This window comes from Rhodococcus sp. 852002-51564_SCH6189132-a (assembly GCF_001665495.1).
GTDB lineage: Bacteria > Actinomycetota > Actinomycetes > Mycobacteriales > Mycobacteriaceae > Rhodococcus > Rhodococcus pyridinivorans.
The window spans coordinates 100,469-112,063 of the sequence record NZ_LZMJ01000074.1 but is presented as its reverse complement, the minus strand read 5'-3'; the positions used below and the strand labels follow the sequence as shown (position 1 = coordinate 112,063).

General features: G+C 68.4%; 11 protein-coding genes. 4 read left to right on the top strand and 7 right to left on the bottom strand.

Annotation, left to right across the window (positions count from 1 at the left end):
* Positions 1-12 precede the first annotated feature (12 nt).
* The 7 genes from A5767_RS19150 to A5767_RS19120 all read right to left on the bottom strand — a co-directional run bounded on the left by A5767_RS19150 (position 13) and on the right by A5767_RS19120 (position 6,642).
* Complete coding sequence (locus A5767_RS19150) at positions 13-597, bottom strand: hypothetical protein (protein WP_231913231.1); 585 nt, start codon at positions 595-597, stop codon at positions 13-15.
* Between the two features lie 76 nt (positions 598-673).
* Positions 674-1,228, bottom strand: coding sequence for a sugar O-acetyltransferase (locus A5767_RS19145; RefSeq protein WP_033097265.1), 555 nt, complete (start codon positions 1,226-1,228; stop codon positions 674-676).
* Positions 1,229-1,250: 22 nt separating this feature from the next.
* Positions 1,251-2,330 carry an ABC transporter ATP-binding protein gene (locus tag A5767_RS19140; RefSeq protein WP_064852925.1) on the bottom strand — a complete coding sequence of 360 codons (1,080 nt, stop codon included), beginning with the start codon at positions 2,328-2,330 and terminating at the stop codon, positions 1,251-1,253.
* Positions 2,331-2,363: 33 nt separating this feature from the next.
* Positions 2,364-3,254, bottom strand: a complete 891-nt coding sequence (locus A5767_RS19135) for a carbohydrate ABC transporter permease (protein WP_006550641.1) — start codon at positions 3,252-3,254, stop codon at positions 2,364-2,366.
* Positions 3,251-4,216, bottom strand: a complete 966-nt coding sequence (locus A5767_RS19130; RefSeq protein WP_006550640.1) for a carbohydrate ABC transporter permease — start codon at positions 4,214-4,216, stop codon at positions 3,251-3,253. The genes A5767_RS19135 and A5767_RS19130 overlap by 4 nt, the downstream gene beginning before the upstream one ends.
* Positions 4,213-5,568: an ABC transporter substrate-binding protein gene (locus A5767_RS19125; RefSeq protein ID WP_231913230.1), complete on the bottom strand. Its 1,356-nt coding sequence runs from the start codon at positions 5,566-5,568 to the stop codon at positions 4,213-4,215. Before A5767_RS19125 ends, A5767_RS19130 begins: the two co-directional genes overlap by 4 nt.
* A gap of 6 nt (positions 5,569-5,574) precedes the next feature.
* Positions 5,575-6,642 carry a sugar-binding transcriptional regulator gene (locus tag A5767_RS19120; RefSeq protein WP_064852924.1) on the bottom strand — a complete coding sequence of 356 codons (1,068 nt, stop codon included), beginning with the start codon at positions 6,640-6,642 and terminating at the stop codon, positions 5,575-5,577.
* 128 nt (positions 6,643-6,770) lie between these two features.
* On the opposite strand from A5767_RS19120, the gene A5767_RS19115 reads away from it, so the two are divergent.
* The 4 genes from A5767_RS19115 to A5767_RS19100 are packed head-to-tail and all read left to right on the top strand — an operon-like array spanning position 6,771 to position 11,589.
* Positions 6,771-7,790 (top strand): NAD(P)-dependent alcohol dehydrogenase, encoded by a 1,020-nt coding sequence (locus A5767_RS19115; protein ID WP_064852923.1) that lies wholly within the window; start codon positions 6,771-6,773, stop codon positions 7,788-7,790.
* A 6-nt stretch (positions 7,791-7,796) separates the two neighbouring features.
* Positions 7,797-9,269, top strand: a complete 1,473-nt coding sequence (locus A5767_RS19110; RefSeq protein WP_064852922.1) for a mannitol dehydrogenase family protein — start codon at positions 7,797-7,799, stop codon at positions 9,267-9,269.
* Positions 9,266-10,198, top strand: coding sequence for a carbohydrate kinase family protein (locus A5767_RS19105; protein WP_064852921.1), 933 nt, complete (start codon positions 9,266-9,268; stop codon positions 10,196-10,198). The genes A5767_RS19110 and A5767_RS19105 overlap by 4 nt, the downstream gene beginning before the upstream one ends.
* The gene (locus A5767_RS19100) at positions 10,195-11,589 is read left to right on the top strand and encodes a xylulokinase (RefSeq protein ID WP_064852920.1); all 1,395 of its coding nucleotides are present in this window, start codon (positions 10,195-10,197) and stop codon (positions 11,587-11,589) included. The genes A5767_RS19105 and A5767_RS19100 overlap by 4 nt, the downstream gene beginning before the upstream one ends.
* Positions 11,590-11,595: the final 6 nt, after the last annotated feature.

Genomic DNA, 11,595 nt, shown 5'->3' with positions numbered 1-11,595 from the left:
TCGCCGATGCGGTCACCACACCTCGCCACCGGTCTCCGACACGGTGAAGCCATGGGTGTCCGTCTCGCACGTGACAGCGGTCTTCTCGTCGACGGTGCACGTGAACGGATCAACGGTGAGAGTGCTGCCGTGGGGCAGCGTATTCGGGGCACCTCCGAGATCCGTGAACGCGATGTCGCCGATGCTGACCCACTCTCCGGGGCCGTCCCCTTCGAGCATCAGGGCGTTCGCGGGCACCAGCACGTCGGGCGCGCCGCTGCCGGGGACCCGGGGTGCACTCGCCGGCATCGTGCCCTGGCAGCCCGTCAGGGGGGCGGTGTGGACGAGGATCGCGCATCCGAACTGCCCGCCCGGCGAGGCGAAGTAGTACACGCCCTCGCTGGTCGCCGCGTAGTCGTCGGGGTCGACCGGCTTCGCTGCGGCCGTGGTGGTCGCGGTCGTGGTCGGCGCCGGCGAGGTCGCCGTGGTGCTCGACGGCTCGGGGGGTGCTTCGGATGCGGTGGCCTCACCCTCCACGCTGCGCGAACACCCTGCCGCGACGAGTGCCGCACCCGCGACGACGACGAAGCTGACGAGGCGTGCGCGGCGACTGATCATGCGGGGCAGCATAGCGAGCGTCGGGATCGACGCAAGTTCCGCTCCGATCGACTCGGAGGCGGTGGCTTCGATCGGCTCAGAGCCGGCGCGTCACCCGAGCAGGTACGCCCGTCGCCACGACGTTCGGCGGCAGGTCGCGGGTGACCACCGCGCCGGCTCCCACGACCGTGTTCTCGCCGATCGTGACGCCCGGTCCGACGATTGCGCCACCGCCGAGCCACACGTTGTCGCCGATCGTGATGGGTTGCGCCGATTCCCACTTCGCGCGGCGGAGATCGGGATCGAGGGGATGAGTGGGGGTGAGGAGTTGCACGTTCGGGCCGATCTGCACGTCCGAGCCGATCGTGATCGGCGCGACGTCGAGCATGATCGCGCCGAAGTTGACGAATGTCCCGTCCCCCACGGTGATCCGATACCCGTAGTCCACCTGCAGTGGCGGCCGGATCTCCACGTCGTCACCGATCGAGTCGAACAACTCCTCGAGGAGTGCGCGACGCGCATCCGTATCCGCTGCACTCGACGCGTTGTACTTCTCGGTCAGCAGCGCTGCCCGCAGCGCGTCGGCGGCGAGTTCGGGGTCGTCGGCGATGTAGAGTTCGCCGGCCAGCATCCGTTCCTTCTGCTCGCCCACTGAGGATCCTTCCGTCGCCGGGTCAGTCGCCCACTCGCTCTCCGGTGTCGACGTGGAACAGGTGCACCGTACCTTCGCGCTTGCGCAGGTGCACGGTGTCGGCGAGGCGTGCGGGGGTGCGGACGAGGGCCCGCGCGACCACCTGATTGCCGGTGCCGGGCACCCGCGTGTACAGGTACGACTCGCTGCCGAGTTCCTCGACGAGTTCGACGACGGCTTCGACGCCCTCGTCGGCGATCTCGAAGTCCTCCGGCCGGATCCCGGCGGTGACCTCCTCGATGCCTGCGGAGTGCAGTCGCGCCATGCGGTCGCGTTCGACGGGGATGACGGTGCTGCCCACGACGACTCCGTCGTCGACGACCTTCGCGCGGAGCAGGTTCATCGACGGTGAGCCGATGAAACCGGCGACGAACGCGTTGGCGGGACGGTCGTAGAGTTCGGTGGGGCTGGAGAACTGCTGCAGCACTCCGTTCTTCAGGACGGCGACGCGATCGCCCATCGTCATCGCCTCGACCTGGTCGTGGGTGACGTAGACGGTGGTGGTGCCGAGACGGCGTTGCAGCGCCGCGATCTCGGTGCGAGTCTGCACGCGCAGCTTCGCATCGAGGTTCGACAACGGCTCGTCCATGCAGAACACCTGTGGCTCGCGCACGATCGCGCGTCCCATCGCGACGCGCTGGCGCTGACCACCGGACAGCTTGGCGGGCTTGCGGTCGAGGAACTGGGTCAGGTCCAGGATCTTCGCCGCTTCCTCGACCTTGCGGCGCCGCTCGTCAGCGCTCACACCGCGCATCTTCAGAGCGAAGCCCATGTTCTCGGCGACCGTCTTGTTCGGGTACAGCGCGTAGTTCTGGAAGACCATCGCGATGTCGCGGTCCTTCGACGGCACACCGGTCATGTCCTTGCCGCCGATGGAGATCGACCCCTCGTCGATGTCCTCGAGCCCGGCGAGCATGCGCAGCGCGGTGCTCTTGCCGGATCCGGACGGTCCGACGAGGACCACGAACTCACCGTTCTCGATGTCGAGGTTCAACGAATCGACCGCGAAGGTGTCGGAGTTCTCGTAGATGCACGAGGCGTTGCGGTAGGTGATGTCGGCCATGATGGAAGTCCTTGCTGGTAAAAGGAATCGGGTCTACTTGATGGCGCCGAACGACAGGCCGCGCACGAGCTTGTTCTGGGCGAGCCAGCCCGCGAGCACGACGGGCAGCGCCGCCATCGTCGCGGCGGCGGACAGCCGGGCCCAGTACAGGCCCTCACCGGTGATGAAGCCGACGAGGAAGACGGGAATTGTCTGCGCCTGAACAGCGGTCAGGTTGACGGCGAAGAAGAACTCGTTCCACGAGAAGATCACGCAGATCAGGGCGGTCGCAGCGATGCCGGGGGAGACGAGCGGCAGGATCAGCTCGCGCACCGCCGTCCACAGGCTCGCGCCGTCCATGCTCGCCGCCTCGAGCAGCTCGCCCGGGACCTCGAGGAAGAACGACCGCATCATCCACACCGCGATGGGCAGGTTCATCGCCGTGTACAGGATGATCAGGGCCCAGATGTTGTCGAGCAGGCCGACGTTCGCGACGATCACGTACAGCGGGATGATCGCCGCGACGATGGGCAGCATCTTCGTGCTGATGAAGAAGAACAGCACGTCCTTGGTCTTCTTCACCGGCCGCAGCGACAGCGCGAAGGCCGCCGGCACGCCGAGCAGCAGGACCAGCACCGTCGAGACGATCGTGGCGAAGGCCGAGTTGAGCAGGGCCGTGCCCACTCCGGTCTCGAACACCGCCCGGAACTGGTCGAGGGTGGGCGTGAAGAAGAACTTCGGTGGGTCGGAGTAGGCGTCGGCCTCCTGCTTGAAGGCGGTGAGCACCATCCAGAAGACCGGGAAGAAGAATCCGATGGCGGCGATCCACGCGACCACACCCCAGGGATTGAACTTGCGGTTCTTGCGCTTCCGGGCCGTGCGCATGACACGGCCGGTGGGTGCCGTGGTGTCCGAAGCCTGCGGCTGCGTGGCCGTGGTGCTCATGCCGCTTCCTCCTTGCCGGTGAACGATGTGAAGATCAGGCGCAGCGCGAAGGTGGCGATGACGATCGTGCCGATGACGACCACGACACCCATTGCCGCGGCCTGGCCGATGTCGAAGCCGAGGAACGCGCGCTGGTAGATGTAGAACGGCAGGTTGGAGCTGGCCGTGCCGGGTCCGCCCTGGGTCATCATGTAGATCGCGTCGAACGTGTTCACCAGGTAGATCGCGCCGAGAACGGTGCCGAGTTCGATGAACCGGCGCAGATGCGGCAGCGTCAGTTCGCGGAACAGTGCGAAGGCTCCGGCGCCGTCGACGCGGCCGGCCTCGAGGATGTCGCGGGGCATCGACTGCAGGCCGGCGAGGATGAGCAGCATCATGAACGGCGTCCACTGCCACACCAGCGCGACCATCACGGCCGGGAGCGGGAACCGGCTGATCCAGTCCACCTCTCCCAATCCGAAGGGGGAGAGAACGAAGTTGACGATGCCGAAAACGGGATCGAACATCGACGTCTTCCAGATCAGTGCACTGGCGACCGGGGTGACGAGGAACGGCGTGATGAGCAGGGTCCGTGCGATACCGCGGCCGAGGAACGCCCGGTCGAGCAGGAGCGCAAGAAGCAGCCCGAGTATCACGGAGATCAGGACCGTGCCGACGATGAGGATCACCGTGTTCAGGGTGACCTGCCAGAACTGGCTGTCCTGGAAGACGTCGACGTAGTTCTGGAGTCCGACGAACCGGCGGGAGCCGGGGCTGACGAGGTTCCAGGACTGGGTCGAGTAATACAGCGTGAACAGGAACGGGATCTGTGTGACAACGATCGTGAAGATCAGGGCCGGGAGCAGGGGGCCGCGCCGGCGCCATCCCTCGGCGCGGGAGATCTGCTCCTCCTTCGCTTCCCGTACGGCGCGGATGCGCTCGTCGGCGTCCGGTGCGGGACGCTGCGCTGCAGGTGCGGTCATGACGTCTTCTCCCGGTAGGTCGCGCCGACGGCCTCGGCGTACTTCTGTGCCTGGTCGAGGGCGTCCTCGACGCTCTGCCGTCCGGCGATGGCGGCGCTGATCTGCTGGCTGACCCGGGTGCCGAGATCCTGGAACTCGGGGATGGCCACGAACTGGATGCCCGTGTACGGGACGGGGTCGACCGTGGGGTTCTGCTGGTCGGCTCCCTCGATGGATTCGAGGGTGATCGGGCCGTAGGCCGCGGCGGCCTCGGCGTATTCGGGGATCTCGTAGGTCGACAGTCGGCTGCCCGGCGGCACCCGCTCCCAGCCGAGTTGCTCGCCGACGGTGCGCAGGTACTGCTGGTCGGTCATCCACGAGATGAACTTCCAAGCGTCCTCGGTGTGTTCGCTGCTCGCGGGGATGCCGAGCGACCAGGTGTAGAGCCAGCCCGAGGGGTCCTTCTCCTGGACGGGCGCGGCCGCGTAGCCGATCTTCCCGACGACGTTGCTCGACGCGGGATCCTCGAGGGTCGAGACGGCGGAGGTGGAGTCGTACCACATGGCGACCCGGCCCTGCGCGAGTTGCGTGGCGCACTCGCTGAATCCGCTCGTCGCGGCACCGGGCTGACCGTACTCGCGGACGAGGTCGACATAGAACTGCACCGCTTCGCGTACCTCGGGACTGTTCAGCTGTGCGTTCCAGTTCTCGTCGAACCACCGTCCGCCGAAGGTGTTGATGACGGTGTCGAGCGGTGCGAGCAGCTCACCCCAGCCGGGCTTGCCGCGCAGGCAGATACCGTTGATGTCGGGGCTGTCGAGTTGCGCTGCGGCCTCGGCGACCTCGGTCCAGGTCGGCGGGTCGGACAGCGTGATGCCGGCCTGTTCGAACAGGTCCTTGCGATACATGAGGAACGACGATTCGCCGTAGAAGGGCACCGAGTACAGATCGCTCTCGTACGAGAGTGCTTCGCGCAGCGAGGGAATGATGTCGTCGGCGTCGTAGCTGTCGGTCCGCTCGATGTACGGTGACAGATTCGTGAGCCAGCCGTACTCCGCCCACTGGGGAGTCTCGTAGTTGCTGATCATCACGACGTCGAACTCGCCACCGCCCATCGCCGTGGACGCGGTGATCTTGGCGCGGGCCTGGTTCTCGGAGAGGGTGACGAACTTCAGGTCGATCTCCGGGTTCTCGGCCTCGAACTGCGACGCGAGTTGCTGTGCGTCCTGCATCTGGGAGTTCGACACCATCGCGATGGTGACGGTGCGGCCGGACGTACCGATTGATCCTGCACCGGCACAACCGGTCAGTGCGACGCTCAGGGCCACGGCTCCTGCCGCGGCCGCGCGGATGGATCTTCTTGCTGTAGGCACGATGGTCTACCTCATTTCGGTGGTGCCTCGTCCTTCGGGGTGCCGTTCTCGAGGGCGTTGGTCGGGATGGTCGAGCAGGTACTGGGCGCACGCGATGTCGCAGACGAGCATGTTCGCGAGACCGCCTCGGAGAGCACCGAGTACAGCGCGGTGCTTGGACTGTCCGCCGGTGACGAGAATCGTGGCGGGGCAGTCGCGGACGTCGTCGAGAGGTACCGACATGGTGCGGCTTTCGAGTTCGCCGTGCACGGCGGTGCCGTCGGCACGGAAGAACCGGCCGCCGATCTCACCGACCGCACCGAGGCCGTCGAGTTCGTGGAGCATCGTGGTGTCGAGGAAGCTGCCCTCGAACAGGGTGGTCGAGGTCGACACGGCGCCCACACCGAAGATCATCGCCTCCGCGCGGCGCCCGACCTCGAGCGTGCGGGAGATCAACGAGTCGGCGCGCATCGACGCGACCGTGGACGGATCGGCGTACAGCGGTGTGGGAAGCCGGAGCGGTTGCGCCCGAAGCTGTTCGGCGCAGCGGCCGAGGACGAACTCGGTGCCGGTCTGGTAGGCGCTCGTGGAGAGGGAGCCGTCGAGCTGGACGATCGTGGCGCAACTGGCGACACCCGACGGGATGGCCTGTGCCACGGCGACGGTCTCCGGACCCCACGTGAATCCGAGGGTGTCGGAGGGGCGGAGACGGCGGGTGAGCAGGCCGGCGGCGGCGCGCCCGAGGGCGGTGAAGCTTGCGGAGTCCTCGATCGGACCCGCGTCGTCGACCCGGCGCCCGACCACCACGGCCTCGACGAGCCCGTAGCGCTCCTCGAGTGCCCGTTCGGTCTCGGCGTGCAGGTCGTCGCGCCAGGCGGGTGGCACGGTGACCTCGATGCGCACCAGGCCCTGGGCGCGAGCGCGCGCGACGAGCCGGCCGGCGGTGGGACGGGAGACGCCGAGACGCTGCGCCACCTCGGCCTGCGTGAGTCCGTCGAGGTAGTAGAGCGTCGCGGCCCGCACGGCGAGACGGAGATCGTCGGTGGATACCGGGCTCTCCGTGTCCGGGATGTTGGTGGGGCCGGGGCCGGTCACGAGCTCTCCTTGGTGTGAGCAGTATTCGGACGCACCGTGAGCATCTGCTCAGGGGTGCGTGCATCTGCTCAGTACGTTAACATCACAGTGTGACCCACACAACAGTTCGCCCGCCGCTCCCGGACACGATGCGTGCCGCCGTACTTCTCGAACCGGGCCGCATCGAGATGCAGGAAAGGCCACTACCTGCGCCGGAGCCCGGCGACGTCCTCGTCCGGGTGACCACCGTAGGGGTGTGCGGTTCGGACGCGCACTACTACCGCGAAGGACGTATCGGCGAGTTCGTCGTGACCGATCCGATCGTGCTCGGCCACGAGGCGTCCGGGGTCGTGGTCGCGGTCGGGGACGGTGTTCCGCAGAGCCGGATCGGCGAGCGGGTCTCGATCGAACCGCAACGCCCTGACCCGCTCACCGAGGAGACGCGCCGCGGCGACTACAACCTGTGCCCGCACATGCGCTTCTTCGCCACACCGCCCGTCGACGGCGCGCTGTGCGAGTACGTCACCATCGGGGCGGCCTTCGCGCATCCCGTTCCGGACACCGTGTCCGACGATGCCGCCGCCCTGTGCGAGCCGCTGTCGGTCGGTATCGCGGCCGTCCGGAAGGCCCGTGTCACCGCCGGCTCACGAGTCCTCGTCACCGGTGCCGGGCCCGTCGGCATCGTCGTCGCACAGGTCGCGCGCGCCTTCGGTGCGGTCGAGGTCGTCGTCACCGACCTCGACGAGCGACGACGCGAGACCGCACTGTCGTTCGGGGCGAGCGCTGCGCTCGATCCCCGCGTCGACGACCCGTCGGCCCTGCGTGTGGACGCCTACGTCGACGCGTCCGGCGCCCCCTCCGCCGTCGATTCGGGCATCCGCGCGGTCCGTCCCGGCGGCACCGTCGTCCTCGTCGGATCCGGCGCCGAGACGATGACCCTGCCGGTGCAGTGGGTCCAGAACCGCGAACTGATCCTGACCGGCGTGTTCCGTTACGCGAACACGTGGCCGACCGCGCTCGCGCTCCTCGGAGCGGGACGGGTCGATCTCGACTCGATGGTCACCGCCCGGTTCCCCCTCGACAAGACCGCCGACGCACTCGAATCCGATCGGACACCCGGAAACATCAAGGCCGTCGTGGACGTGACCGATCCGGCGGGAAAGGACTGAAGATCCATGCACGTGAACGAGCAGACGCTTCCCGAGTTGGGTGTGCCCGTCCCGACCTACCGTCGGGACGACGTCTCCGTCGGCATCGTGCACTTCGGTGTGGGCGGATTCCACCGCGCGCACCAGGCGATGTACGTAGACCGGCTCCTCGAACAGGGGAAGGCGAAGGAATGGGGTATCTGCGGCGTCGGGGTGCTCCCCGGTGATCGCCGTATGCAGGAGGCGCTCGCCGTCCAGGACCACCTGTACACGCTGGTGCTCACCCACCCCGACGGCACCTGGGAGCCGCGGGTGATCGGCTCCATCGTCGACTATCGTTACGCCCCAGACGATCCCGAGGCGGTCATCGAGCTCCTCGCGGCCCCGACCACCCGGATCATCTCGCTGACCGTCACCGAGGGCGGTTACAACATCCGTCACGACACCGGTGAGTTCGACGTCGACGATCCGGCCGTGCAACACGATCTGCGGTCCGGCGAACCCCCGGCCACCGTCTTCGGTCTCGTCACCGAGGCTCTCGCCCGGCGCCGGGAGCGGGGGCTGCGCGCTCCGACGGTGATGTCGTGCGACAACATCGAGGGCAACGGAACCGTCGCGCGTCGCGTCTTCACCGAATACGCGCGCCTTCTGAATCCCGATCTCGCAGAATGGATCACCGAGCACGTCCGTTTCCCCAACTCGATGGTCGACCGGATCACCCCGGTGACCACCGACGAGGTGATCTCGGCGCTCTCCGAACGCTTCGACGTGCAGGACCGCTGGCCGGTCGCCGCCGAACCCTTCACCTCCTGGGTGCTCGAGGAGGACTTCGCCGACGGACGACCGCCCTTCGAGGATGCGGGAGTCCAGATCGTCGACGACGTCGCTCCCTACGAGCTGATGAAGTTGCGTCTGCTCAACGCCGGTCACCAGGGACTCTGCTATTTCGCGTATCTCATGGGATACCGCCTCGTCCACGAGGCCGCGCAGGATCCGCTCCTCGCCGGATTCGTCCGTGCGTACATGGACACCGAAGCGACACCGACCCTGAAACCGGTGCCGGGCATCGATCTCGACGAGTACAAGACCACCCTGATCGAGAGGTTCGCGAACCCCGAGATCCGGGACACGATCGCACGCCTGTGCGCCGAGTCGTCCGATCGCATTCCGAAGTGGCTGGTGCCCGTGATCCGGGAGAACCTTGCCGCCAATGGGCACGTGCGGTTGTCCGCGGCGATCGTCGCTTCGTGGGCGCGCTACGCCGAAGGTATCGACGAACAGGGACAACCGATCGAGGTGGTCGACCGGCTCGCCGACACGCTCGTCCCGATCGCGCGAGGACAACTCACGCATCCCACCGCCTTCATCGAGAACGCCGAGGTCTTCGGTGATCTCGCGCAGAACCACCGTTTCGTCGACGCCTACACCTGGGCGCTCAACGCCCTGCACAGCGACGGCGCACGCGCCACCCTGAAGGAACTTCCGGGGGAGCCGGAATGAACGGCCACGCCCTCATCGTCGGAGAAGCCCTCGTCGACATCGTCCACCGCGGCGGCGCCGAACCCGTCGAGCACGTGGGCGGGAGTCCGCTCAACGTCGCGCTCGGTCTGGGCCGGCTCGGCCGGCCCGTGCAGTTCACGACACGCGTCGGCACCGACGCCCGCGGACGGCGGATCGTCGATCACCTCGCGGCCTCCGGGGTGTCGCTGACGCCGGGGAGCGCAGCAGCCGAGCGCACGGCGACCGCGCAGGCGGAGATCGACGAGAAGGGTTCCGCGACGTACGAATTCGACATTCTCTGGGATCCTGTCGAGCCGCCGCCGTCGGTGGATGCCGTGCTCGTGCACACCGGGTCCATCGCGACGGTGCTCGAACCCGGCTGCGATCTCGTCGCCGAACTCGTTGCGCAGCAGGCGGGAACATCCACGGTGAGCTTCGATCCGAACGTCCGACCGGCGCTGATCGACGACCCGGCGCGCGGACGGGAACGGATCGAACGTCTGGTCTCGCTCGCCGACGTGGTCAAGGCCAGCGACGAGGACCTGACGTGGTTCGCGCCCGATCGTGATCCCCTCGACACCGCGCGGGATTGGCTCTCGCGAGGGCCGGCGATCGTTGCGGTGACCCGTGGAGAACAGGGTGCGGTGGCGCTGTGCGCGGCCGGGACCGTCGAGGTACCCGCCGTGCGGGTCGAGGTGGTCGACACGGTCGGCGCCGGCGACGCCTTCACCACCGGTCTGCTCGACGGATTGTGGACCTGCGGTCTCCTCGGGGCCGACCGTCGGGAACGGCTGCGTGGCATTGGGATCGACGATGTGCGCGATGTGTTCGACATCGCCGCGTGGACGTCCGGTCTGACGGTGGCCCGCGCCGGTGCCGACCTGCCCACGCTGGCCGACCGCACCGCGGCCCGGGAGGCGGCGCGATGACGCTCGTCGCCGGGATCGATTCGTCCACCCAGTCCTGCAAGGTCGTCGTGTGCGACGCCGACACCGGGGCCGTCGTGCGCGAGGGTCGCGCTCCCCATCCGTCCGGCACCGCGGTCGACCCGCTGGAGTGGCGTGCTGCCTTCGAGCGGGCGTGTTCGGAAGCGGGCGGACTCGACGACGTCTCGGCGATCTCGGTGGGAGCGCAGCAGCACGGCATGGTGTGCCTCGACGAGCGCGGCGACGTGGTCCGCGACGCGTTGTTGTGGAACGACACGAGATCCGCAGCGGCAGCGACCGATCTCGTCGACGAGGCCGGTGGCGCGGGCGCGTGGGCCGAGGCCGTGGGGGTGGTCCCGCTCGCCGCGATCACCGTCGCGAAGGCGCGCTGGCTCGCCGACCACGAACCCGGCAATGCCGACCGCACGGCGGCGTTGTGCCTGCCGCACGACTGGCTGACGTGGACGATGCGCACCGACCGCGACCTCGACCGGCTCGCCACCGATCGCAGTGACGCGAGCGGCACCGGCTACTTCGACGCATCCACCGACACCTACCGACACGATCTGCTCGAACAGGCCCTGCGCCGGCCGAGCCCATTCCTCCCTCGGGTCGCCGGGCCGGCCGAGAGTGTCGGGGAGACGGTCGCCGGTGCCCTGCTCGGTCCGGGAGCCGGCGACAATGCGGCGAGTGCGCTGGCCCTCGACGTCCGTGAGGGCGATGTGGTCGTCTCGATCGGCACGTCGGGCGTGGTGTGCGCGGTGTCCACGACACCGGCCCGCGACGCAGACGGTTACGTCGCGGGATTCGCCGACGCGACCGGCAGGCACCTGCCGCTGGTGTGCACGCTCAACGGTGCTCGCGTGCTGGACGCCACGGCGACGATGCTCGGCGTCGACCATGCCGAACTCACCAGCCTCGCGCTCTCGGCACCGCCCGGGAGTGAGGGGCTGGTGCTGATCCCGTATCTCGAAGGGGAGCGCACCCCGAACCGTCCCGGAGCGACGGGTGCCCTGCACGGGCTGCGGCTCGGAACGGCGACGCCCGCGCATGTCGCCCGCGCGGCGTTCGAGGGCCTGCTGTGTTCGCTGGCCGACGGCATCGACCACATCCGGGCGCAGGGCACCGAGGTCCGGCGGGTGCTGCTCGTCGGCGGTGGGGCGCGCTCGCAGGCGGTGTGCGAGATGGCGCCGGCGGTGCTGGGCATGCCTGTCGACGTTCCCGAACCGGGGGAGTATGTGGCGCGGGGCGCCGCCAGGCAGGCGGCGTGGGTGCTGCGCGGAGGCGACGAGCCCCCCGCGTGGGAATCCGGCGCGACACGCCGCTACGAGGCCGACCCGACCCCGCACGTGCGGGAGCGCTACGCGGAGGTGCGGGATCTGACGGACCGCTGAGACGCA

Excerpts from the sequence above, each read along its gene's own strand:
- A5767_RS19150 (WP_231913231.1), bottom strand. The coding sequence starts at position 597 with ATGATCAGTCGCCGCGCACGCCTCGTCAGCTTCGTCGTCGTCGCGGGT.
- A5767_RS19140 (WP_064852925.1), bottom strand. The coding sequence starts at position 2,330 with ATGGCCGACATCACCTACCGCAACGCCTCGTGCATCTACGAGAACTCC.
- A5767_RS19115 (WP_064852923.1), top strand. The coding sequence starts at position 6,771 with ATGCGTGCCGCCGTACTTCTCGAACCGGGCCGCATCGAGATGCAGGAA.
- A5767_RS19100 (WP_064852920.1), top strand. The coding sequence starts at position 10,195 with ATGACGCTCGTCGCCGGGATCGATTCGTCCACCCAGTCCTGCAAGGTC.
- A5767_RS19110 (WP_064852922.1), top strand. The coding sequence starts at position 7,797 with ATGCACGTGAACGAGCAGACGCTTCCCGAGTTGGGTGTGCCCGTCCCG.
- A5767_RS19105 (WP_064852921.1), top strand. The coding sequence starts at position 9,266 with ATGAACGGCCACGCCCTCATCGTCGGAGAAGCCCTCGTCGACATCGTC.
- A5767_RS19135 (WP_006550641.1), bottom strand. The coding sequence starts at position 3,254 with ATGAGCACCACGGCCACGCAGCCGCAGGCTTCGGACACCACGGCACCC.
- A5767_RS19130 (WP_006550640.1), bottom strand. The coding sequence starts at position 4,216 with ATGACCGCACCTGCAGCGCAGCGTCCCGCACCGGACGCCGACGAGCGC.